At 69.5% G+C, this 23,542-nt stretch carries 21 protein-coding genes; 10 read left to right on the top strand and 11 right to left on the bottom strand.

All coding sequences use genetic code 11. The annotated features are described in order from the left end of the window. The first annotated feature begins 87 nt into the window (after positions 1-87). Positions 88-855, top strand: coding sequence for a metallophosphoesterase (locus GHC57_RS01535; protein ID WP_211369099.1), 768 nt, complete (start codon positions 88-90; stop codon positions 853-855). A 6-nt stretch (positions 856-861) separates the two neighbouring features. Here the strand turns inward: GHC57_RS01535 and rsmA are convergent, their stop codons facing one another. The 4 genes from rsmA to GHC57_RS01515 are packed head-to-tail and all read right to left on the bottom strand — an operon-like array spanning position 862 to position 6,894. Continuing rightward, the gene (gene rsmA / locus GHC57_RS01530; RefSeq protein WP_153340442.1) at positions 862-1,728 is read right to left on the bottom strand and encodes a 16S rRNA (adenine(1518)-N(6)/adenine(1519)-N(6))-dimethyltransferase RsmA; all 867 of its coding nucleotides are present in this window, start codon (positions 1,726-1,728) and stop codon (positions 862-864) included. Further along, entirely contained in the window at positions 1,725-2,783 is a 1,059-nt protein-coding gene (pdxA, locus tag GHC57_RS01525) for a 4-hydroxythreonine-4-phosphate dehydrogenase PdxA (RefSeq protein ID WP_153340440.1), read from the bottom strand. Before pdxA ends, rsmA begins: the two co-directional genes overlap by 4 nt. Before the next feature lie 42 nt (positions 2,784-2,825). Next, entirely contained in the window at positions 2,826-4,145 is a 1,320-nt protein-coding gene (locus GHC57_RS01520) for a peptidylprolyl isomerase (protein ID WP_153340438.1), read from the bottom strand. A 10-nt stretch (positions 4,146-4,155) separates the two neighbouring features. Then, positions 4,156-6,894, bottom strand: a complete 2,739-nt coding sequence (locus tag GHC57_RS01515; RefSeq protein ID WP_170294613.1) for an LPS assembly protein LptD — start codon at positions 6,892-6,894, stop codon at positions 4,156-4,158. 403 nt (positions 6,895-7,297) lie between these two features. Between GHC57_RS01515 and secG the strand changes: the two genes are divergently transcribed. From secG to GHC57_RS01490, 5 genes are all read left to right on the top strand, one after another. Next, a complete protein-coding gene (gene secG, locus GHC57_RS01510) occupies positions 7,298-7,690 on the top strand; it encodes a preprotein translocase subunit SecG (RefSeq protein WP_153340434.1) in 393 nt (130 codons plus the stop codon). Between the two features lie 145 nt (positions 7,691-7,835). Next, positions 7,836-9,470, top strand: coding sequence for a CTP synthase (gene pyrG, locus GHC57_RS01505; RefSeq protein WP_153340432.1), 1,635 nt, complete (start codon positions 7,836-7,838; stop codon positions 9,468-9,470). A 52-nt stretch (positions 9,471-9,522) separates the two neighbouring features. After that, on the top strand, positions 9,523-10,401 hold the full coding sequence (kdsA, locus tag GHC57_RS01500) for a 3-deoxy-8-phosphooctulonate synthase (RefSeq protein WP_153340429.1): 879 nt from the start codon (positions 9,523-9,525) through the stop codon (positions 10,399-10,401). A gap of 84 nt (positions 10,402-10,485) precedes the next feature. After that, complete coding sequence (eno, locus tag GHC57_RS01495; protein ID WP_153340427.1) at positions 10,486-11,763, top strand: phosphopyruvate hydratase; 1,278 nt, start codon at positions 10,486-10,488, stop codon at positions 11,761-11,763. Positions 11,764-12,118: 355 nt separating this feature from the next. Continuing rightward, positions 12,119-14,827, top strand: coding sequence for a bifunctional acetate--CoA ligase family protein/GNAT family N-acetyltransferase (locus GHC57_RS01490; protein ID WP_153340424.1), 2,709 nt, complete (start codon positions 12,119-12,121; stop codon positions 14,825-14,827). A 65-nt stretch (positions 14,828-14,892) separates the two neighbouring features. On the opposite strand, the gene GHC57_RS01485 is transcribed toward GHC57_RS01490, so the two are convergent. Then, a complete protein-coding gene (locus tag GHC57_RS01485; protein ID WP_153340422.1) occupies positions 14,893-15,423 on the bottom strand; it encodes a peroxiredoxin in 531 nt (176 codons plus the stop codon). 105 nt (positions 15,424-15,528) lie between these two features. On the opposite strand from GHC57_RS01485, the gene GHC57_RS01480 reads away from it, so the two are divergent. After that, on the top strand, positions 15,529-16,005 hold the full coding sequence (locus GHC57_RS01480; RefSeq protein ID WP_425500628.1) for a nucleoside deaminase: 477 nt from the start codon (positions 15,529-15,531) through the stop codon (positions 16,003-16,005). Here the strand turns inward: GHC57_RS01480 and GHC57_RS01475 are convergent. From GHC57_RS01475 to rpsF, 6 genes are all read right to left on the bottom strand, one after another. Then, the gene (locus GHC57_RS01475) at positions 16,002-17,231 is read right to left on the bottom strand and encodes a D-alanyl-D-alanine carboxypeptidase family protein (protein ID WP_153340420.1); all 1,230 of its coding nucleotides are present in this window, start codon (positions 17,229-17,231) and stop codon (positions 16,002-16,004) included. The two genes, GHC57_RS01480 and GHC57_RS01475, sit on opposite strands and share 4 nt — an antisense overlap. Beyond that, positions 17,228-18,160: a site-specific tyrosine recombinase XerD gene (locus tag GHC57_RS01470; protein WP_153340418.1), complete on the bottom strand. Its 933-nt coding sequence runs from the start codon at positions 18,158-18,160 to the stop codon at positions 17,228-17,230. The genes GHC57_RS01475 and GHC57_RS01470 overlap by 4 nt, the downstream gene beginning before the upstream one ends. A 147-nt stretch (positions 18,161-18,307) precedes the next feature. Continuing rightward, positions 18,308-18,913, bottom strand: coding sequence for a 50S ribosomal protein L9 (gene rplI / locus GHC57_RS01465; protein ID WP_153340630.1), 606 nt, complete (start codon positions 18,911-18,913; stop codon positions 18,308-18,310). 2 nt (positions 18,914-18,915) lie between these two features. Then, positions 18,916-19,887, bottom strand: a complete 972-nt coding sequence (locus tag GHC57_RS01460; RefSeq protein ID WP_153340416.1) for a DUF2232 domain-containing protein — start codon at positions 19,885-19,887, stop codon at positions 18,916-18,918. A 58-nt stretch (positions 19,888-19,945) separates the two neighbouring features. After that, a complete protein-coding gene (gene rpsR / locus GHC57_RS01455) occupies positions 19,946-20,176 on the bottom strand; it encodes a 30S ribosomal protein S18 (protein ID WP_153340414.1) in 231 nt (76 codons plus the stop codon). 3 nt (positions 20,177-20,179) lie between these two features. After that, entirely contained in the window at positions 20,180-20,650 is a 471-nt protein-coding gene (gene rpsF / locus GHC57_RS01450) for a 30S ribosomal protein S6 (protein ID WP_153340412.1), read from the bottom strand. 505 nt (positions 20,651-21,155) lie between these two features. On the opposite strand from rpsF, the gene fabD reads away from it, so the two are divergent. The 3 genes from fabD (at position 21,156) to GHC57_RS01435 (ending at position 23,463) form a co-directional block, all read left to right on the top strand. Beyond that, positions 21,156-22,112: an ACP S-malonyltransferase gene (gene fabD / locus GHC57_RS01445; protein ID WP_153340410.1), complete on the top strand. Its 957-nt coding sequence runs from the start codon at positions 21,156-21,158 to the stop codon at positions 22,110-22,112. Positions 22,113-22,196: 84 nt separating this feature from the next. Next, a complete protein-coding gene (fabG, locus tag GHC57_RS01440; protein WP_153340408.1) occupies positions 22,197-22,937 on the top strand; it encodes a 3-oxoacyl-[acyl-carrier-protein] reductase in 741 nt (246 codons plus the stop codon). Positions 22,938-23,226: 289 nt separating this feature from the next. Beyond that, positions 23,227-23,463 (top strand): acyl carrier protein, encoded by a 237-nt coding sequence (locus tag GHC57_RS01435; protein WP_150060570.1) that lies wholly within the window; start codon positions 23,227-23,229, stop codon positions 23,461-23,463. Positions 23,464-23,542: the final 79 nt, after the last annotated feature.

Below are 23,542 nucleotides of genomic sequence, written 5' to 3'. Positions count from 1 at the left end.
GCCTGTTTCGCGTGAGCGCATCAAGGTCCCAAGGACCACCGCGCCGGCGTCGTGATCGTCTCTGGAGGGAGAGTGAGCCCCGTGACCATGATGGACACAGCCTGGCCTGTCGATTTCTGGATCCCGTCCCCGGGTCGGGTTCCCGACGGCGTTCGGGTGTACGCCGTCGGCGACATTCACGGCCGGGCCGATCTGGTGGAGCGCATGCTTGACGCCATCGACCTGGACATGGCCCGCGGGGCCACCGGGGTCGAACGGTTCGTGGCGGTCTTCCTGGGGGACTACATCGACCGTGGACCGCGCTCGCGGCGGGTCCTGGATATCCTCAGCAACGGCATGCCCGCGGGACTGGAAACCGAGTTCCTGATGGGCAACCACGAACACTTCCTGGTGTCGTTCCTGGATGGCGTCGGCGATCCGGCCGGCTGGCTGTTCAACGGCGGCATGGCCACCCTGGCCAGCTACGGCGTGCAAGCGCCCGGGACCATGTTCCCCACCGGCCAGGACGAGAACGAACTGCGCGATGCCCTTCTGGACGCGCTGCCCGAGCGTCACATGGTGTTCCTGCGGAACCTGACGATGTCCTACCGTCTGGGGGACTTCCTGTTCGTGCATGCCGGCGTCCGGCCCGGCGTGGCGCTCGATCACCAGGCCCCGGAGGACATGCTCTGGATCCGGGGACCGTTCCTGACCAGCGATGCCGATCTGGGGGCCATCGTCGTGCATGGGCACACCATCACGCCGCGCCCTTTGATCCTGGCCAATCGCATCGCGCTGGACACCGGCGCGCATGACAGCGGCCGCCTGACCTGCGGTGTGTTCGAGGCCGACCGCCTCCGCTTCCTGCAGACCTGACGGCGGCTATCCTTCGGCGTCCGGCCCTGCGCCCTTCGCCTTCACGTGGGCCGCAACCCGAAGGATCGCCTCCACGGGCAACTGCTCCGCGCGCTGCGTGGGCTCGATGCCGCACGCCGCGCAGATCGTCTCCGGATCGCCGAACGCCTTCAGCGGCGCCCGCACCATCTTGCGACGCTGACCGAACAGGGCCGCCGTGATGCGCTCCACCGAGGCGATGGGCAGGTCCATCAGGGGCGCCGGGCGGGGCGTCAGCCGGACCACGGCCGAATTCACCTTGGGCGGCGGGGTGAAGGCCCGGGGATTGACGTCGAACAGCGGCTTCACCTCGCACAGCCACTGCGTGATGACCGACAGCCGGCTGTAGCCGCGCAGGCCGGGGCGCGCCCACAGGCGATCCGCGACTTCCTTCTGGAACATCAGCACCAGACCGTCGAGCGCGTCGAGGTCGTGCAGCCACTGGATCAGCAGCGCGGTCGAGATGTTGTACGGCAGGTTGGAGACGACGCGGCGCGGCCGCTCGCCCAGCGCCGCCATGTTCTGGGTCAGGGCGTCGGCCTCGATCACCGTCAGCCGGCCCGGAAAGGCCGCCCCCAATTCCTCCAGCGCAGCGAGGCAGCGGGCGTCCTTCTCGATCGCGATGACCCGGCCGCCCTGCTCCAGCAACGCGCGGGTCAGGCCGCCCGGCCCCGGGCCCACTTCGATCACCGTGCCCGCGGTCAGGTCGCCGGCCGCCCGCGCGATCCGTCGGGTCAGGTTCAGGTCCAGCAGGAAATGTTGTCCGAGCGCCTTGCGGGCATCCAGCCCATGGCGGGCGATGACCTCGCGCAGGGGCGGCAGGTCCGGAAGGTCCGGCGGGGCGGCGTCCGTCATGGGGCCGCATCCCCCTCCAGGGGGCCGCGCCGCCGGTGCGCGGCCATCTCCGCCGCCATGCGCAGGGCCGCGATCAGGCTGTCCGGGCTGGCCGCGCCCGTGCCGGCCAGGTCGAACGCCGTGCCGTGATCCGGCGAGGTGCGGATGAACGGCAGCCCCAGCGTCACGTTCACGCCGCCCGAGAAGTCGATGGTCTTGAGCGGGATCAGCGCCTGATCGTGATACATGCACAGCACCGCGTCGCTGCGGGCGCGGGCGTCCGGATGGAACAAGGTGTCGGCGGGCAGGGGATCGGTCACGGCGATGCCGTCGGCACGCAGGATCTCCACGGCCGGCTGGATGATCCGGGACTCCTCGTCGCCCATGCGGCCCCGCTCTCCGGCGTGCGGATTGAGCGCGGCCACGGCAAGGCGGGGGTGGGCAACGCCGAAGTCCCGCGTCAGCGCCCGGGCGGTGATCCGCCCGGCGTGCACGATGGCGTCTGTGGTCAGGGCGGCCGGGATGTCCCGGATCCGCAGGTGGATGGTCACCGGCACGACGCGCAGGGCCGGGCAGGCCAGCATCATCACGGCGTCGGTGGCGCCGCCCGCCAGGTCGGCCAGATACTCGGTATGGCCCGGGAACCGGAACCCGCTCGCCTGCATCACGTCCTTGTTGATGGGGTTGGTGACGATGCCGCCGGTCTGGCCGGCCCGGGTCAGGGCCACGGCCTCGGCGATGCGATCCCGCACCGCGCCGCCGGTGGCGGGATCCGGCCGCCCGGGGAGCACCGGGGCGGGCAGGGGGCGGTCCATCACCGGCAAGGCCTGCGCGAAGCAGGCCGACGCCTCGGCCGGATCGGTGATCCGGGCCACGGGCACGCGCAGGCCGAGCCGGTCGGCGAGGGCCTCCAGCCGGGCGGCGTCGTCCAGCATCAGGAACGGCGGCAGGCCCAGCGCGTCTCGGGCCCGCCACGCCGCAAGCGCGATGTCGCCACCGATCCCGGCGGGCTCACCCATGGTCAGGGCGAGGGGCGCGCCCTCGGGGGCAACGGGACCGGCGGAGTCCTGGGGCATGGGATGGGGGTTCCGATCGGTCGGGTGAAGCGCGTCTAGCGATCAGATGCGCACGTCGATGAGGGCCTGTTGGCGTAGCGTGCGCAGGTGCCGGTTGGCGAGAGTCTCCAGGCGCTCGTTGCGCAGGCGGGTCTGGATTTCGTCACGGGTGGGCATGCCGCCCGGCACCTCGCGGTCGCAGACCATCAGGATCAGTTCACCGCCCGGCGTGGGCAGGGGCTCGGAGACCTGGTTCTCGCCGAGGTTCATGAGCACGTCGCGGATGGGTCCCTCGACCCGGGCCATGGAGACCGTCCCCACCGGGCCGGAGTTGGGCACGTCCATTTCCTGGGCAAGGCGGTTCATGTCCTCGCAGGTCTTCACCGAGTTCGCCACCACGGTCTTGACTTCCTCGCGCGTCGCCCGGGACAGCGCCTTGGGACCGCGCGAGGGCAGGGCGAGCTGGCTGACGGTCAGGCGGGCCTTCTCCGGCTCCGGCTCGGCGGTGCGACGCCGGTCGGCCAGGGCCAGGATGTGATACCCGGCTACGGTGCGGATGGGCTCGGAATACGTCTCGGGCTGCATGGCGAGCAGGGCGTTTTCCAGGGTCTCGTTCAGGTCGCCCTGACGCACCCAGCCCAGTTGCCCGCCCTTGGCGGCCGAGGGGCTTTGCGAGAACTGGCGGGCCAGCGGCGGCAGGGCCGCGCCCTCGCGCAACTGGGCGACCAGCCGCTGGGCGTTCTCACGCACGCGGGCTTCTTCAGAAGGATTGTCCACGGGCAGATAGATTTCGCTCACCAGGTGCTCGGGCTTGCCCCGGGCCGCGTTCAGGCGGTCCATCACCAGGTCCACCTGCTCTTCGCTGATATCCACCCGCTGGGCGAACAGGGTGCGCACGGCCTTGATCCACATGACCTCGGCCCGGACCTGCCGCAGGGCCGAGTTGCGGTCCACCCCGGCGGCCCGGATGAAGTCCTCGAAGCCGCCCGGCGGAATGCGGTTCTGCTGCTCGAGCTGGGCGACCGCGCTTTCCATTTCCTCATCGGACACGCTCAGGCCCAGCCGCTCGCCTTCCTGCAGCTTCAGGGTCTCGTCGATCAGCGCGCGCAGCACCTGGCTGCGCAGGCGTTCCCGCATCTCGGCCGTGTCGGGCATGCCGGCGGAGCGGATCAGAATGTCCGTGCGGGCGTCCAGGTCGTAGACGGAGATGATGTCGTCGTTCACCACGGCGGCGATGCGCAGCACCATGTCCGCGGCCGGCTGGGCCTTCGGCGCGGCGGACGGCATCGAGCCGATCGCCACGGCCACCGCCACGGCCGCCGCCGGCAGAAGGCGGAGGCTGCGGGCTCGCGCGGGCCGGCGCCGGGTCGCGATGTCCTTCATGACTCCTCCCTCAATAGGTGATTTCGCCCAGGGTCTTCAGTGTGAAGCGGGCAAAGAAGGCCGTGTCTTCTTCTTCCGTGGTGGCGTTGTAGGAGTTCGCCACCTGCAGATTGAAGACGAGGCATTCGTCCTCGTAGGTCAGTCCGGCCCACTTGGACGTGGTGACGTCGGTCAGCAGGTTCTGGGTGGCGCCGGCGGCGGCTTGCCAGTACCGGCTGAAGTTCGTGGACACGGAGGCCGAGATCTCCTCGCGGCCCGGCAGGTCGGTGCCGTCGTCTGTCAGCAGCGGCGCCGCATTCACATAGGTGCCTCCGAACGAGAACGCAGGGCCCCCGACCGAAAAGCCGAGCAGCGTCGTGTTCGGGGTCAGTGTGTCGCGGTCGAGGCGCAGACGCGCATAGATGTCCAGGAATTCGTTCGGCCGTACATCGATGCTGGCCAGGTATTCCGAGAAGCCCTCGCTGTAGCCGGACTCCGACGGGAAGAATTCCGTGTTGCCGAACATGCGATAGGCCTGCCCGAAGTCCACGCCGAGCGCCGCCCCCTCATCGCCGATGTAGCGCCAGCGCACACCGTAGTTGACCGACACCCCGTCGTCGATCAGGTCCCGCCCGGTCGTCCTGTTGCCCGTGAACAGGTTGGCGATGTTCAGGGCGGGGTCCTGGCTGTCCTCGTTGGGGATGCGGTCGGTGTTGAGGCCGGGCGGGGTCATGGCCAGGGTGACCACGGGCTCCAGCACCTGCCGGTGGCTCTCCCCGACGCGTACCAGCGGGTAGCGCGCCGTCACGCGGCCCGACGGATAGGCGCGGGCCAGTGTGCCGTCGAAGCCGGAGGCCGGGTTTCCGTCGATGGAATCGGCGTCGGTGATGAAATAGAGATCGGTGTAGAGCCGGGCCTCGGTCTCGTAGGCCAGCCCCCAGGAGGTGGTGTCGGGGCGCAGCCATCCCACCGAGCCGGACAGGCGCGTGCTGCTGGGCCCCTGCTGGCGCTGGATACCCTGGACGCTGGCGTCCATCAACAGGCTGCCGCCCCACAGCGCCGGATCGCTTTCGTAGTCATAGATCATCAGGGGCAGCACGATCGGGTTGGTCTCGTCGTTGCTGCCATCTCGGGTGTCGTCGTAATAGATGCTCTCCAGGCCCGCATAGCTGCGCGCCGAAAAGGCCTCCAGCCACGCGCGGGTCGTCAGCCAGTTCGGATTGCCGAACGCGTACCGCTCCCGGTACTCGTTGAACGATGCGATCTGGCTGTCGATGCCGGCCCGCCACATTTCGTTGATGTGCCAGCGGCCCCGGGTGTTGAGGTGGCCTGACAGGCCCTCGAGGCCGTCATGGGTCAGACTGCCATCCACGGCCAGTTCACCCTCGGCGAAGCGCACGCGGTACTCGGGGCGGAGCAGCCACGCTTCCTTGGTCATCCCGCGCACCGCGATGGTGGCGTCCTGCTGGTCGTCGATCACGATGTAGTAGGGCACTTCCACCCAGTTGCCCATTTCGTCCGTCTGGCCGTACGCGGCGGCCAACACGCCGCTGCGGCGGTACACGGTGGGGTCGGGCTGGGTCATATACGGTGTGTAGAACACCGGCACGCCGAAGATGTCCACGGTGGCATCGCGGTAGATGATGTCCCGGTTCACCTCGTCGTGGATGACGTGGCGGGCGCTGACCTGCCAGACCGGCGGCATGCGGTCGCGGGTGCCGTCCATGTTGCCGGTGATGGTCGGCCAGATGGAGCCCTCGCTGGGGGCGCAGGTGTCGCAGGGGGTGTAGACGCCCTTCCAGAAGTCCTTGCGCTCGCCGTCGGTGCGGGTGGCGTAGACCGCCGTGATGCGCGAGCGGTCGTCCAGCAGCACCGAAATGTCGCGCACGAATCCATTGCGGAAGTCGGAGGACAGTTCAACGTAGTTCGCAAAGAACACCTGGCCGTCCGCCTCGACCACGCGCACGTTGCCGTTGGCGGTCAGGGTGTCGGTCTGCTCGTTGAACGAGACCATGTCGGCGAGCACCACACGCCCGTCGGTGGTCAGTTCCACGTTGCCGCGCGCCGTGTATAGGCCGAGGTCGCGCTCGTGGCGCAGCTCGTCGGCGCGAATCAGGGTCGGCGCCGGCCCCTCGGTCTCCGCCAGCGGATCGTCCGGCGGCAGGGTTGGGAGCGGGTCCGGTGCCTCCGGCTCCTGCCCGGCCTGCCGCTGCGCCGCCCCGACGGGCAGCGGGTCGGTCCCGAAGCCGCCGGGTCCGAAGGGGTCGGACCCGGAGCCGGTGACCCCGTATCCGGGCGCGCCGAATCCGGCGCGTCCGGGCGCGGCCGGCCGCTCCGTCGAGATGGGCGCGGGTGCCGCGACGGGGACCAGAGTGCCGGGGGTCAGGGTGTCGGGGACGGGTCGCAGGCGCGGCTCGGGCACGGCCATGGGGACGGGCGCGGACAGCGAGGGCGCCCGGGGCAGGGCGCCGGGCTGCGCGGCCGGCGCCGGCCCGTCCGGCACGGGCTGCAGGCGGACATCCGGCGCGGCGGTTTCGGATGCGCCCAGGCTGTCGAGTCCGCCCAGGATGCCGTCGACCGCCCCCGCCGCCTCGGCCGCGCGTCCGTCGTCGATGGAAAAATCCCGGAACCCCTGACCCGCGCCGGCAAGGTCGCGGGCGCTCAGGCCCTGCGCGGACAGCGGCGTCGTCTGCACAAGCAGAACGGCGCCGGCCGCGAGGCCGCCGAGCCGCAAGCGGGTGGTATGGAGTGGCCGAACATCCCCGGTCATGGTGGCCGGAGTATAGGCAGGAACGTGGCCGGGAAACCATGGATTTTGTGACCCGTCGGGCGCGCGATCGTCTCCGTGTCGGCGCGCGCGCAAAAAGGGGCGGCCCTCGACATCCGCGCCCGGACGTCTCGCCGGATCTTCCGACCTGAGACGCATGACCGCGGGCCTCCCGGCCTCGGCCCTGGGACCGGGCCTTCCCGGGAGCCGGGGCGACAGATCGGGGTCGTCGTGGCGTGCATCCACGGTCGCTGAAAATCCGCTGGCCATGGGCGGAGCGGACGATTACAACAACGGGCGAACACACACCGGCTCCCGATCCGGCGGGGGCGACCAGACACGATGTCGCGGGGCCAGCCGAGGCCGGCCCCCGGCATCGTCTGTTTGCGGGCGGCATCGAGGTTTCATGATTACGGTCATTCTGGTCATCCATCTGCTCATCGCCATCGCCATGGTGGCTCTGATCCTGCTGCAGCGCTCGGAGGGCGGAGCCCTCGGCATCGGCGGTGGCGGCGGCGGAGGTGGCGGCGGCGGCGCGGGCCTGATGACGGGGCGGGCCGCCGGCAATCTTCTCACCCGTGGCACCGGCATCCTGGCGGCCTGCTTCATGGCCACCAGCCTGACGCTGGCCATCCTCGCGGACGGCGGGGCCCGGACGAGCAGCGTGCTGGACGCCGTGCCCGCGGACACCGGCGCCGGCGCGTCCGGGGCGGACTCCGCGCCGGCGGAAGCGGGCGGCGAGCCCAGCCCGGCGATCCCGGCCGTGCCTCAGGTGCCGTCGGCGCCGCTGTCGGAGTGATCCGGCGGGCCGGCGCCCTCGGCCGGGCCGGATCGGCCCGCGATCGCGGCAGAAAGGCCGGCGACAAAGTGACAAGGCGGACCGGACGGGGCACCCCCGGATCCGGTGTCAGGACAAGCGCGAGAGTGGGACACGCGGTCGGATCATGACGACACGCTACATCTTCATTACGGGCGGGGTGGTCTCGTCCCTGGGCAAGGGTCTGGCCTCGGCGGCGCTGGGGGCCGTGCTGCAGGCCCGCGGATTCTCGGTGCGCATGCGCAAGCTGGACCCGTATCTGAACATCGACCCGGGCACCATGAGCCCGACCCAGCACGGCGAGGTCTACGTGACCGACGACGGCGCGGAGACGGACCTGGACCTGGGGCACTACGAGCGGTTCACGGGCGTGGCCTCGCGCCAGTCCGACAACGTGACCGCCGGCCGCATCTACAAGACGGTGCTGGAGAAGGAGCGGCGCGGCGACTACCTGGGTGGAACCGTCCAGGTCATTCCGCACGTGACCGACGCCATCAAGGAGTTCATCACCGCCGACCTGTCCGACGAGGACTTCGTGCTGATCGAGATCGGCGGCACCGTGGGCGACATCGAAAGCCTGCCGTTCCTGGAGGCGATCCGCCAGCTCGGCAACGAGGTGGGGCCGGAGCGCACCATGTTCGTGCATCTGACCCTGTTGCCCTATATTGCAACGGCGGGCGAGTTGAAAACCAAGCCGACGCAGCACTCGGTGAAGGAACTGCTCAGCGTCGGCATTCAGCCCGATTTGCTGCTGTGCCGCAGCGAGCATCCGATCCCCGAGAACGAGCGGCGCAAGATCGCCCTGTTCTGCAACATCCGCAGCGACGCGGTGATCGCGGCCTACGACGCCCCGTCCATCTACGACGTGCCGATCAACTACCATACCGAGGGCCTGGATACGCAGGTCTGCCGACACTTCCGCCTGGGCTGCGAACAGAAACCGGACCTGACGCGCTGGACGACCATCGTCAACCGCATTCGCCAGCCGGAAGGCGAAGTGACCATCGCCGTCGTCGGCAAGTACACCAAGCTGCTGGATTCCTACAAATCCCTGGCCGAGGCCCTGACCCACGGCGGCATCGCGAACAACGTCAAGGTCAAGCTGGAGTGGCTGGACAGCCAGGTGTTCGAGACCCCCGAGAACAGCTATCTGCTGTCGAACGTCCATGGCATCCTGGTGCCCGGCGGCTTCGGCGAGCGCGGGGCCGAAGGCAAGATGGCCGCCGCCCGCTTCGCCCGCGAGAAGAACGTTCCGTACTTCGGCATCTGCTTCGGCATGCAGATGGCGGTGATCGAGGCGGCGCGGAATCTGGCCGGCATTCCCGGGGCGGGCTCCACCGAGTTCGGCGATCCGCCGGCCAAGGTGGTCGGCCTGATGACGGAATGGATGCGCGGCAACGAGATCGAGGTGCGCGGGGCGGGCGACGATCTGGGCGGCACCATGCGCCTGGGGGCCTATCCGTGCATTCTCAAGCCGGGGTCGCGCGCGCGCTCCATTTATGGCGAGGTGCAGACGATTTCCGAGCGCCACCGGCACCGCTACGAGGTCAACAACGCCTATATCGGGCCGCTGGAGGCGCGGGGGCTGGTGTTCTCGGGCATGTCGCCCGACGGCCTGCTCCCGGAGATCGTGGAGATCCCGGACCATTCCTGGTTCGTCGGTGTGCAGTTCCATCCCGAGCTGAAGTCCAAGCCGTTCGATCCACACCCGCTGTTCACCTCCTTCATCGGCGCGGCGGTCGAGCAGTCGCGCCTGGTCTAGGGTCCAGCCGGCCCGGCCGGGCCCAGGCAGACCCTGTCAGGGGAGATCCGAAATGCCCTACTCCGACGCCGATGGGAGCCCGCGCCGGCCCGACCCCCGGGCCGTGGCGGTCGGCCCGCATACGCTGGCCAACGACCGCCCGCTGGCGCTGATCGCCGGACCGTGCCAGATGGAGAGCCGGGACCACGCGATGGAGGTGGCCTCGGCCCTGGTGGAGATCGCCGGCGCCGCCGGATTGCCACTGATCTTCAAGACGTCGTTCGACAAGGCCAACCGCACATCCGTGTCCGGGCAGCGTGGGATGGGCCTGAAGGCGGCCCTGCCCGTGTTCGCCGAGATCCGCGAACGCCTGGGCGTTCCGGTGCTCACCGACGTGCACGAGATCGGGCAGTGCGCGCCCGTCGCCGAGGTGGTGGATGTGCTGCAGATCCCCGCCTTCCTGTGCCGGCAGACGGACCTGCTGGTGGCGGCCGCCGAGACGGGCGCGGTGGTCAACGTCAAGAAGGGCCAGTTCCTCGCGCCCTGGGACATGAGCAACGTGGTCGGCAAGCTGGAGGCCGCCGGCAATCCGCGCGTGCTGCTCACGGAACGGGGCGCCTCGTTCGGGTACAACACCCTGGTCACGGACATGCGGGGCCTGCCGATCATGGCCCGCGACACAGGCTGCCCGGTGGTGTTCGACGCCACGCACTCGGTCCAGCAGCCGGGCGGGCAGGGGGGATCCTCGGGCGGCCAGCGCGAGTTCGCCCCGGTGCTGGCGCGCGCCGCCGTCGCCGTGGGGGTGGCCGCCGTGTTCATCGAGACCCATCCAGACCCGGACCACGCGCCTTCGGACGGGCCGAACATGATCGCGTTGAAGGACCTGCCGGATGTCCTGGCCGTGCTGGCGGCCCTGGACCGAATCGCCAAGGCCAACCCCGTTCGCCTTTGACCCCTTCCTCCTTCCCAGCATCCCCTTTCCCTGCCACACCGGCCCGTAGCTGCGGGCCTCGACGATGACGGGAGACGACACACCATGGCCGAGATCATCGATATCACCGCCCGCGAGATTCTGGATTCCCGCGGCAATCCGACCGTCGAAGTCGATGTCCTGCTGGACAGCGGCGCGATGGGTCGCGCGGCCGTGCCCTCCGGCGCCTCCACGGGCGTGCACGAGGCCGTCGAACTGCGCGACGGCGACAAGGGCCGCTTCGGCGGCAAGGGCGTGCTGCGCGCGGTGGAGGCCGTCAACGGCGAGATCTTCAGCGCGCTCGCCGGCATGGAAGCGGACGAACAGCTTCTGATTGATTCCACCATGATCGACCTGGACGGCACGCCCAACAAGGGCCGCCTGGGCGCCAACGCCATCCTGGGCGTGTCCCTCGCGGTCGCCAAGGCCGCGGCGGAAGAGGCCGCGCTGCCGCTGTACCGCTACATCGGCGGTGTCTCGCCGTCGGTCCTGCCGGTGCCGATGATGAACATCGTCAACGGCGGCCAGCACGCCGACAACCCGATCGACATCCAGGAGTTCATGATCATGCCGGTCTCGGCCGCCTCCGGCGCCGAAGCGGTGCGCATGGGCGCCGAGGTGTTCCACGCCCTCAAGAAGCAGCTCAAGGACGCCGGCCACAATACCAACGTGGGCGACGAGGGCGGCTTCGCGCCGGGCCTGAACAGCGCCGACGAGGCCCTGAGCTTCATCATGAAGTCGATCGAGGCGGCCGGCTACAAGCCCGGCGAGGACATCGTCCTGGCCCTCGATGCGGCCTCCAGCGAGTTCTACAAGGACGGCAAGTACGTGCTGGAGGGCGAGGGCAAGACCCTGGATGCCGCCGGCATCGTGGACTACTACGCCGATCTGTGCGCCCGCTATCCGATCTTCTCCATCGAGGATGGCTGCGCCGAGGACGACTGGGACGGCTGGAAGCTGCTGACGGATCGTCTCGGCGCCACCGTTCAGCTCGTCGGTGACGACCTGTTCGTGACCAACCCAGTCCGCCTGGAAGACGGCATCAAGAAGGGCGTGGGCAACTCGATCCTGGTGAAGGTCAACCAGATCGGCAGCCTGTCCGAGACCCTGCGCGCGGTCGAGATGGCGCACAAGGCGGGCTACACCGCCGTGCTGTCGCATCGCTCCGGCGAGACCGAGGACAGCACCATCGCCGATATCGCGGTGGCCACCAACTGCGGCCAGATCAAGACCGGCTCGCTGTCTCGCTCCGACCGCATCGCCAAGTACAACCAGCTCATCCGCATTGAGGAGGAGCTGGGCCCGTCGGCGCGCTACGCCGGCAAGGGCATCCTGCGCGCCTAGTGCAGCGACGCCGACAAGGGTTACACCCTTGACGGCAAATGTCGCGGCACAACTTTATGAATTGAGTGCAGTCTCGATCCGGACACATGATGCTCGGTGCATCTTTTGTCTGGGTCAATGTACTAGGCATCAGGAAAATCGAAAACGGGGCCGTTGGCTTCCAATGCGGAAAGGGCCGGTCCGTGCCGAGGCGCGGGCCGGCCCTTCGTCGTGCGGGGCAACCGGAGGCTTCGCAGGGGTTTGCGAAATTTCACGCCATGGCATCCCGGTTCGCCTTGCGGCTGCGGGCAAAAAGCGTAGGCTCGAACCCGTTTCGGCCGCCGTTCGGCCGGATCGCGACTGGCAGGGGGGCTCCATGAGCACGCATAATCTGGACAAGCTGTTCGCACCGACGTCGGTCACGGTGATCGGCGCGTCCAACCGGCCGCACACCGTGGGCAATCTGATCATGCGCAACCTGCTTCAGGGCGGGTTCGAAGGACCGATCATGCCGGTCCATCCGAAAAGTCAGGCCGTCACGGGGGTGCTGGCCTATCCGACTGTGGAAGATCTTCCGATCGTGCCCGACATGGCCGTGGTGGTCGTGCCGCCGGCGGCCGTGCCCGGCGTCATCGACAGCCTGGGCCGCAAGGGCGTGAAGGCCGCGATCGTGATTACCGCCGGCCTGGGCCAGGTGGTGGACGAACAGGGGGTGACGGCCCAGGCCCGTATGGTCGAGATCGCCCGACGCTACAGCATGCGCCTGCTGGGGCCGAACTGCGTCGGGCTGCTGGTTCCCGGCGTCAATCTGAACGCGAGCTTCCTGCACGAGCCGGCCCGGCCGGGCAAGGTGGCGTTTGTCAGCCAGTCCGGCGCCCTGTGCACCGCCGTCATGGACTGGGCCTCGCCGCGCGGCATCGGGTTCTCGCACTTCATCTCGCTGGGCGACAACCTGGACGTGGATTTCGGCGACACTATCGACTATCTGGGCACCCATCCCGATGTGCGCGCCATCCTGCTGTACATCGAGGCCGTGCGCGACGCCCGCAAGTTCCTGTCCGCGGCCCGCGCCGCCTCGCGCAACAAGCCGGTGCTGGCCATCAAGGCCGGCCGCGTGGCCGAGGGCGCCAAGGCGGCGGCCTCCCACACCGGGGCGTTGGCGGGCGCGGACCACATCTACGACGCCGCCTTCCGCCGCGCCGGCGTGCTGCGCGTGTACAATCTGGAAGAGCTGTTCGAGGCCGTGGAAACGGTCGCCCACCAGCGCCGCCTGGTCGGGGAGCGGCTGGCGATCATGACCAACGGCGGCGGCATCGGCGTCATGGCCGTGGATGACCTGATCGACATGGGCGGCTCCCTCGCCACCCTGTCGGACGACACGGTGGAGAAGCTGAACAAGGTGCTGCCGCCGACCTGGTCCAAGGCCAATCCCATCGACATCATCGGCGATGCCCCGGGCAAGCGCTATACGGACTCCATGGAGATCCTGTTCCAGGCGCCGGAGGTGGACTCGGTGCTGGTCATGCACGCGCCGACGGCCATCAGCAGCCCGGACGAGATCGCCGGCAAGGTCATCGACCTCTACAACAAGAACAAGAAGGCCCACGTCACCACCTGTTTCGTCGGCGAGGGCGCCGTGGCCAATGCCCGGCGCATGTTCGCCCATGCGCACATCCCCAGCTACGAAACGCCCGACCAGGCCGTCCGGGCCTTCATGCACACGGTGACCTTCGCCCGCAACCGCAAGATGCTGATGGAGACACCGCCGTCGCTGCCGGTGGAGTTCACGCCGGCGGCCACGACGGCGCGGCTCATCATCGAAGCGTCGATGTCCAGGGGCTCGATGATCATGAACGAGCCGGACGCCAAGGCGGTGTTCTCGGCCTACGGCATTCCGACCGTGGAAACCCACATCGCGCGCGGGCCGGACGAGGCCGCGGAAATCGCCGACCGCATGGGGTGTTCCGTGGCCGTCAAGATCCTGTCGCCGGACATCACCCACAAGTCGGATGTGGGTGGCGTCGTGCTGAACCTGAACACACCCGAGGAGACGCGGCAGGCCGCCCAGAACATCCTGGACCGGGTCGGCCAAGTCTATCCTGACGCCCGCATCGACGGCTTCACCGTGCAGAAAATGATGCGGCGCCCGGGGGCGCACGAGCTCATCATCGGCGTGGCCACCGATGCGGTGTTCGGGCTGGTGATTCTGTTCGGTGAGGGCGGCACGGCCGTCGAGGTGATCGCCGACCGGGCGGTGACGTTGCCGCCCCTCAACATGAACCTCGCCCGCAATCTCATTGAAAATACGCGCATCTACAAGCGGCTTCAGGGGTACCGCGACCGGCCGGCGGCCGATCTGGAATCCATCTGCCTGACCCTCATCAAGGTCTCGCAACTGGTCATCGATGTCCCCGAGATCGTCGAGCTGGACATCAACCCGCTGTTCGCGGACAGCCAGGGCGTGCTGGCCGTCGATGCCCGAATCAAGCTGGACCCGTCGCCGCAGGCGAGCGCACAGCGCATGGCGATCCGCCCCTATCCGAAGACTCTGGAGGAGTGGTTCACCATGACCGATGGGCGGTCGGTGCTGCTGCGCCCGATCCGGCCGGAGGACGAGCCCAAGCACTACGAGTTCGTCTCGCGCCTCACGCCGGAGGACATCCGCTTCCGGTTCTTCGGTCTGGTCAAGGAGTTGCCGCACGACCAGATGGCCCGGCTGACGCAGATCGACTACGCCCGCGAGATGGCGTTCATCGCGCGCGCCGACCTGGACAAGGACGGCGAGGAGGAGACCCTGGGCGTGGTGCGGACGGTGACGGACGCCGACAACCAGCGAACGGAATTCTCCATCGTGGTGCGCTCGGATCTGAAGGGGTCGGGCCTGGGGCTGGCTTTGCTCGAAAAGATGATCCGGTACGCGCGCGACCGTGGCACGACGACGATGATCGGGCAGGTCCTGAAGGACAACACCCGAATGCTGCACTTCTGCGAGAACCTGGGGTTCAAGCGGGCCCGCATGGTCGAGGAGGATGTGGTGGAACTGGAACTGGATCTTCAGCACACGGGCGACAAGGCGCCCGCCTGACGATCCGGCGCGGGCCGAGCCCGGGACGGGGGCGCGCCCCCGTCCCGGGCTCCGCAGGACGGCCATCAGGCCGCCGCGCGCTGACCCTTCAGCCAGGACAGCATGGTGTCGGCGTCGGAGACCTCGAACGGGTCCACCGGGCAGTTGTCGTCGTGGCCCGGCTCGACGAACATCTTCTTGATCTCGCCGTCCTCCACGACCATGGAATAGCGCCAGGAGCGCATGCCGAAGCCCAGATTGGACTTGTCCACGAGCATGCCCATCTTGCGGGTGAATTCGCCGTTGCCGTCGGGCAGCAGGAACACGTTCTCGGCGCCCTGGCTGCGGCCCCACTGGTACATCACGAAGGCATCGTTGACCGACAGGCACACGATCGCATCCACACCCTGGGCGCGGAACTCCTCGTACAGCTCTTCGTAGCGGGGCAGGTGGCTGGTGGAGCAGGTCGGCGTGAACGCACCGGGCAGCGCGAACACCACCACTTTGCGGCCGCCGAACAGCTCGGCCGAGGTCAGGTCCTTCCACTCGAAGGGATTGGGCCCGCCCAGGGCTTCGTTGCGGACGCGGGTCTTGAAGGTGGTCTGGGGGACACGCATGAAAAACCTCTCTGTGGTGCGGTGATTGGGATGCCCTGAGAATACCCCTCCAGTTTTGCGATGCAAACAAATCATTCCGAGCAAAATGATCGAGCAGGTCGATAGATGAGCGATCCATCCCTGACCGTATCCCAGGCGATGGTTGAGGCTCTGCACGTGGCGGCCGATGCGGGGCGGGCGGGGGATGTGCCCGTGGGGGCGGTGCTGCTGGATGCGGCGGGGCACCTGTTGGCCCGGGCGGGCAACCGTGTCGAGGCCGACACCGACCCCACCGCCCATGCCGAGATGCTGGTGTTGCGCGCCGGGGCCGCCCGGATGGGCAGCCCGCGCCTGGTCGGCTGCACGCTGGTGGTGACCCTGGAGCCCTGCGCCATGTGCGCCCAGGCCATCGCGCTGGCGCGTGTGGCGCGGCTGGTCTTCGGGGCCTATGACCCCAAGGGTGGCGGCGTGGAGCACGGCGCCCGCGTGTTCGAGCAGCCCACCTGCCACCACCGGCCCGAGGTCGTCGGCGGCCTGCGCGAGACCGAGGCGGGTGCTCTGCTGCGCACCTTTTTCCAGGACTTGAGAGAGCGGCGGCCCTAGTCCATGGCCCGGCGCAGGCGCTGCGCGGCCTGCTGCGCGGCCCACATCATGCGCGGGCTGCGGACGACGCAGTACTGGCCGGCCTGCTGCCGCCGGGCGCAGATGGAGCGCGCCTGTCCGGGCGACAACGAGACCACATAGGCGGTGTGCTTGAGCAGGCCGCCGGAGCCCACGGGCACCGTGATGGCCTTGCCGCCGTACTGGTCCTGCGCCGTGCGGGCCATCCAGCGCGCCTTGTTCAGGCTCCCCGTGGTGCCCAGGGCGATGCCCCAGCCGCCGGCATAGGTGCCGCCGCAGCCTTCCACGTCCGGGGCGGTCAGGCCGCGCAGCGGGCGGGGGACGGTCAGATCCGCCAGGGTGAGCGCCGGACCACCCTCCCCGGATGTGGCCTCCGCCAGACGCGTGAACCCCTCATCCATCAGCGCGGTGATGGTGCTGTTGCGCTCGGCGCTGGTGCCGGCCCCCATGACCACCGCGATCACCCGGCGGCCGTCGCGCAGGGCCGTGCCGGCCAGATTGTAGCCGGCCGCGCAGGTGAAGCCCGTCTTCAGGCCGTCGGCGCCGTCGTAGCGGGCCAAAAGGGGGTTGTAGGTGGGCAGCGCGCCGCCGTTGTACTGAAAGGTCCGCGTCGCGAAGACCCCGAAGCGGTCGGCGTGGTTGCGCCACAGCACCTGGGCCAGCCGCGCCATGTCGCGCGCCGACGACACATGGGCGTCGTCCGGCAGGCCGGAAGCATTGCGGAAGGTGGTCTGGGTCATGCCCAGGTCCTCGCGCGCGACTCGGGTCATCGCCTCGGCGAACGCGGCTTCGGTGCCGCCCAGGGCCTCGGCGACGGCCACCGCCACGTCATTGGCCGACCGGGCGATCAGGGCCGGGATGGCGTCGGCGACCGTGATCGAGGACCCGGGCGCCAGCCCCAGCTTGACCGGATTGGCGGCCGCGGCCGTGCCGGAGATGGGGATCGGCGTGTCCGGTGTGAGCGCGCCCGCATCCAGGGCGCGGAACAGCATCAGCACCGTCATCATCTTGGTGAGCGACGCCGGATACCGGGGATGATTGGGCTTGTGCGCCGACAGGATGGCGCCGGTCGCGGCGTCGAGCACCACGTGGGCGTGCCGGTCCTCGAAGGCGCGGGCGGGCGCGGCCACGCTGAGCAGGGCCAGCATCAAAGCCAGCGCGGCCACCGGCAGCAGGCGCGCGCGGGTGAGTCCGGCCGTCATGGTCATGGCGGTACCGCCTTGCGGCCCGCCAGCGGATGGTGCTCGCCCACCAGAGCCTTCAGGCGCGCATCCAGCACGTGGGTGTAGATCTGCGTCGTGCTGATGTCGGCATGCCCCAGCATGGCCTGCACGCCGCGCAGGTCCGCGCCGTGCGCCAGCAGGTGCGTGGCGAAGGCATGGCGGAGCACGTGGGGCGACACGCGGGACGGCGGCAGCCCGGCCCGGACGGCCAGGTCGCTCAGCATTTTGGAAAAGCCGTCGCGGGTCAGATGACCGGCGGCGGCGCGCGACGGGAACAGGGCGCGCCGCCCCAGGGCGCGGGCGCGCCCGCCCGGGGCCAGGAAGGTCTCGCGCACCGGCAGGTAGTCGCGCACGGCGGCGCGGGCGGGCTCACCGATGGGCACCACCCGTTCCTTGCCGCCCTTGCCCCGGATCAGCAGCACATCGGGGTCGCGGGCCACGGCCGAAAGCGGCAGGGAAACAAGCTCCGAGACCCGCAGGCCGGCGGCGTAGACCAGCTCCATCAGCGCGGACGCGCGCAGGCCGTGCGGGCCGTCCCAGGCGCGGGCGGCGGCCAGCAGACGGTCCACCTCGGCCTCGTCCAGCAGGCGGGGCAGGGTGTGATCCGCCCGGGGGGCATCCAGGATGTCGGCGGGGTTGTCGGGCCGGCGGCGCTCGGCCGCAAGAAACCCGTAGAACTGTCGCAGGGTGGAGCGGCGGCGGGCGGCGGTGCGCGGGGCCATGCCCTGGGCCGCCTGATGCTGCAGGAAGGCGCGCAGATCGTCGGTGGAGGCCCGCTCCAGCGGGCGGGTGGGGCCCAGGAAGGCGGCCAGTCCCTCCAGGTCCCGGCGATAGGCATCGAGGGTATGGGGCGAGGCGCCCCGATCCACCGCCATCATCTCCAGGAAGGTCTCGACGTGGCGTGACTCCATCATCCCCGCTCCCGAGCTGGCGCGCGTGGGCTCCAACACAACCCGATCCGGGCCGCCCTGTCCAGGAAGGAGAGGGACCGGGCGTTGGGCGGGCCGGCCGGTCGGCCCCACGCCGTTTGGCGCGGGGCCGGCGTCGCGGCGGGCCGGGCGTCAGGCCGGTTCGGAGTCGGTGTCCTCTTCGGCCCCGCCGTCGTGCTCATCCCACGCGGCGGCTTCGGCCTCTTCGTACACGTGCTCGCCGTCCTCCGGCAGGCCGGCCTCCCCGGCGGCCTTGGCCGCAGCTTCGGCCTCGGCGGCCCGCTCGGCCTCCTCCAGGCTGCGGGCGACGGTGACCGGGACGGTCACGGCCACTTCGGAGTGCAGCGAGATGCGCACCTCGGTGGTGCCCAGCAGCTTGATGGGATTGTTTAGCTGCACCTGGGAGCGGCCCACGGTGTAGCCTTCCTCCCGCAGGGCGTCCGCGATGTCACGCGCGGTCACCGAGCCGTAAAGCTGGCCACCCTCGGACGCCTGACGCACCAGCACGAGGGAGACGCCGGCCATGCGGCTCGAAGCCTCTTCGGCTTCCTGCTTGCGCTTCAGGTTGCGAGCTTCCAGCTCCACCTTCTGGGCCTCGAAATACGCCAGGTTGGCGTCGGTCTTGCGCAGCGCCTTGTGCTGCGGCAGCAGAAAATTGCGGGCATAGCCCGGGCGCACCTTCACGATGTCGCCCATGAAGCCCAGATTCTCGATTCGTTCCAGCAGGATGACGTCCATCATCACTCCTCCGATGCCCCGCCGGCCGCGCGCCGGCGCAAATTGGCCAGAAACTCAACCAGTCCGGCGAGCACCATGGCCACGATGGCCAGGGCCGAGACGGACAGGAATACGACATAGAACACGCCCAGCAGCATCCCCGGATACGGGGTGCGTCGGGCCACGGCGTGGACCAGCTTGAACCCCAGCAGCATGAACGGCAGCGACAGTCCCATCGCCACCGACCAGGCCACGTACCCGAGGTCGCCCCCGAACAGCACGGCGAGGATTGCCACGATCCCGAACAGCACGCCGGACCAGGCCGGCACCTGCATCGCGATGTAGACGGGCGAAGGTCGCAACGCCCGCCCCATTCGCCGCGCGATCGCCTGCGCCAGCGCCCCCGCGACCACCGCCCGCACCAGCCACGACATGGCCAGCATCCCGGGCAGAAGCATCACGGCGTTGCGGACCACGGCGTCCCGGGTCTCGGGGTCCAGCACATCCTGTCCACTCGCGGACAGGGCCTGCTGCAGCGCGCCCCCGATCGATGTGCCCAGGAAGCCCGTCAGCCCACCCTCGTGCGCCGGGGCGAGCAGGGCCGCGCCCACGATCAGCACCGGCGGCACCAGCGCCAGCCGGGCGAGAATCTCGCCGGGCGGGTACCAGTCCTCCGGCCGGGACGGCTGCGGACTGGGCACACCCGGCGCGGGCCGCAGGGCCAGCGACAGGATGACCAGCGCCGGCAGCGTGTCCGACACCAGATAGAGCAGGCCGGCCACAACCGACAGACTCATCAGGGCGAACGCCACCACACCCGCGGCACAGGCCAGCAGTCCCGCACCGCGCCCAAGCGTCAGACCGGCCAGAATCAACGGCACCGACGAGACGAACCAGGGCACGGCGCCCAACAGCGGGCCGAGCACCAGCATGCTCGCATAGAGCAGGGCGCTGGCGATGCCGGCCGCCAGGGCGATCGGGACGGAAGGAGGCATGATCGCGACGATCCTCAGACCGCATCCCCGGACGGCATGCGCCCGGGGATGCCCGCCGTCACTGCCGGATCACGTAGGGCAGCAGGCCGAGGAACCGGGCCCGCTTGATCGCCCGCGCCAGTTCGCGCTGCTTCTTGGCGGACACGGCGGTGATGCGGCTCGGCACGATCTTGCCCCGCTCGGACACGTACCGCGACAGCAGCCGGATGTCCTTGTAGTCGATCTTGGGCGAGTTCGCGCCCGAGAACGGGCAGGTCTTGCGCCGCCGAAAGAACGGACGTCGAGCCATGGCTTACTCTCCTCCTTCCTGACGGCGCGGACGGTCGCCGCGATCCCCGCGGTCGCCCCGATCTCCGCGATCACCCCGGTCGCCGCGATCACCCCGGTCGCCGCGATCACCCCGATCCCGGCGGCCGCCGCGTTCCGGACGATCCCCGCGCTCCTGCTTCTGCATCATGATCGAGGGCCCTTCTTCCAGGGTCTCGACGCGGATGCTCATGTAGCGAACGATATCCTCGTTCAGCCGCAGGCGACGTTCGGCCTCGTGCAGGGCGGGCGGCGGCGCGTCCACGTTGAGCATGAAGTAGTGACCCTTGCGGTTCTTCTTCATGCGGTAGGCGAGGCCGCGCAGACCCCAGTATTCCTTTTTGGTGACAGAGCCACCCATCTCGGTGATGACCGCAGCCGTCTGATCCGCGATCTGGTCGACCTGATTGGCCGACAGATCCTGACGGGCGATCACCACGGTCTCATACAAACCCATGGTGCTTCCCTTTTGGCTTGTCTCAGCCCGGAGGCCCGTCCGGCATCACCACGGCCGGAAACGGTCGATCGGGCATAGCCGGCACACTCCGGCAAGGGCGGCCGAACGCAGCCCGGGACGGGCGACGGTCCGGCCAATACGATCCCGCCCGTCCGGCGGGGCCGGCGGGTCGGGACGGCGCACTATACACATTGCGCGCCCCGGTGCAAGGGAACCTTGACAACTGTTACAGGGTTTCACACTGTGCCGCCCGCCTGACCCCTTGCGCCTAAACGGGCGGCACTCAACACGATTGAATCCGCGCGCGTTTCGCGGCCTTTGGTGTCAGGCGGCGTTGACGATTGGGGGGCGGGACCGGCGGGAGGCCGGAGGCCATCCCAAGGGGTCGGCGCTGCGCCATGGTGGCGCGGGCCGCGCGACGGGATGCGCGGCCGGAAGCGCGGCCGGTCGGGCCGCACCGTCTCTCGCAGTCCGGGGGGCGGACATGGAGGGAGAGGCCGTCGAAATGTCTCAGGCGAGTCAGACGCGGGCGTTCGTGTTTCCGGGGCAGGGGTCGCAGGCCGTCGGCATGGGGGTGGACCTGGCCGAGGCGTTTCCGGCGGCCCGCGAGGTGTTCGAGGAAGTGGACGACGCGCTGTCCCAGTCGCTGTTCAAGCTAATGGCGGCGGGACCGGCGGAGACCCTCACCCTGACCGAAAACGCCCAGCCGGCCCTGATGGCCGTGTCCATGGCGGTGGTGCGTGTGCTGGAGCGCGAGGGCGGCATTGTCCTGCCGTCTGTGGCCCGGTTCGTGGCCGGCCATTCCCTGGGCGAATACTCGGCCCTGGCCGCCGCCGGAACCTTCTCTCTCGCGGATACCGCGCGACTGCTCAAGACGCGCGGTCAGGCCATGCAACAGGCCGTGCCGGTCGGGCAGGGCGCCATGGCGGCCCTTCTGGGGCTTGATGTGGATGCCGCCCGGGCCATTGCCGCCGAGGTGGCCGGCGACCGGGTCTGCACCGCCGCCAACGACAACGCGCCGGGTCAGGTCGTGGTTTCGGGTCATGCCGAGGCGGTCAAGCTGGCCGTCGAAGTGGCGGCGGACCGGGGCGCCAAGCGCGCCGTCATGCTGCCTGTCAGCGCGCCCTTCCACTGCGCCCTGATGGCGCCGGCCGCCGAGGCCATGGCGGAGGCCCTGGGCCGCGTCGCGATGGCGCCGCCGGACCCGGCCGTGGTCGCCAACGTGCTGGCCCGCGCCATCGAGGACCCGGAGGAGATCCGCGCCCGGCTGATCGAGCAGGTCACCGGCGCCGTGCGCTGGCGCGAGAGCGTCCTATACATGAAGGACGCGGGCGTGCAGACGCTGGTTGAGGTTGGCGCGGGCAAGGTGCTGTCCGGCCTGGCGAAACGGATCGACCGTTCGCTGACCGGCGTGGCGGTGGGCACCCCGGCCGATGTCGAGGCCTTCCTCAAGACGCTGTAACCGCCGGACCGGCGGGTGCGGTGGCAATGGCCGCGCGGCATCCGCGTCCGGTTTGATCCTGCAAAAACAAGGGAATATCCGTTCATGTTCGACCTGACCGGCAAGACCGCCCTGGTGACCGGGGCCTCGGGCGGGATCGGCGGGGCCATCGCGCGCGCCCTGCACGCCCAAGGCGCCACCGTGGTTCTGTCCGGCACCCGCCGCGAGGCGCTGGAGGCCGTCGCGGCCGACCTTCAGGACCTGAATTACGTGGTGCCCTGCGACCTGTCGGATGCCGACGCCGTCAACGGTCTGGTGGCCGCCGCCGAAGAGGCCGCCGGCGCGGGCGTGGACATCCTGGTCAACAACGCGGGCCTGACCCGCGACCAGCTCGCCATGCGCATGAAGGATGACGAGTGGTCGCGCGTGCTGGAGGTCAATCTCTCCGCCGCGTTCCGTCTGTCCCGCGCCGCCCTGAAGGGCATGATGAAGCGCCGCTGGGGCCGGATCATCTCGGTCACCTCCATCGTGGGGGTCACGGGCAACCCGGGGCAGGCGAACTACGCCGCCTCCAAGGCCGGGTTGATCGGCATGAGCAAGTCCCTGGCCGGCGAGGTCGCGCCGCGCGGCATCACGGTCAACTGTGTGGCGCCCGGATTCATCACCTCGCCCATGACGGACGCCCTGTCGGACGCCCAGAAGACCCGCCTGCTGGGCGCGATCCCGACCGGGACCATGGGCCGCAGCGAGGATATCGGGGCCGCCGTGGTCTATCTGGCGAGCGCCGAGGCGGCCTATGTGACCGGCCAGACGCTGCACGTCAACGGCGGCATGGCGATGATCTAACCCCATGATGCTGAAAAACAATCCGGCGTCCGCCGGGGACGCCCGCGGATGCTGGTCAAGCCATGGGAAGTGTGTTAGGTACCGCGTCTCGGTTGCCCGGGACGCGGCCTGGACCGGGCGGGATGATGCGCAATGGCGCGCCCGCACGGGGTCGAGCCTTCCGGGACCGCTGCCGCGGCGGTGCCCCGCAGTGCGGGGCGGGCGGGACGGTCCCGTCTGTCGAGGGGCGCATTGGCGCCTCTTTTTCAATCCCTTTCCCAGGACCCCTTCATTCTAAGGACGAAGCAAGATGAGTGATGTCGCCGAGCGCGTGAAGAAGATCGTTGTGGAACACCTGGGCGTCGAGGAGTCCAAAGTGACCGAGAACGCCAGCTTCATCGACGATCTGGGGGCGGACAGCCTGGACACCGTCGAGCTGGTCATGGCGTTCGAAGAGGAATTCCAGTGCGAGATCCCCGATGACGCCGCGGAAAAGATCCTGACCGTCAAGGACGCCATCGCGTTCATCAACGAACACACCAAGTAACGCGCCGCCGGCTTCCTTGCCGGGGCGGGGCTTCGCGGCCCCGGCGCCCGGCAGGGACGGTGCCCGCGCGCCCGTGGTG

Source organism: Roseospira navarrensis (assembly GCF_009601025.1).
Classification (GTDB): domain Bacteria; phylum Pseudomonadota; class Alphaproteobacteria; order Rhodospirillales; family Rhodospirillaceae; genus Rhodospira; species Rhodospira navarrensis.
This window is presented reverse-complemented; position numbering and strand designations above follow the sequence as displayed.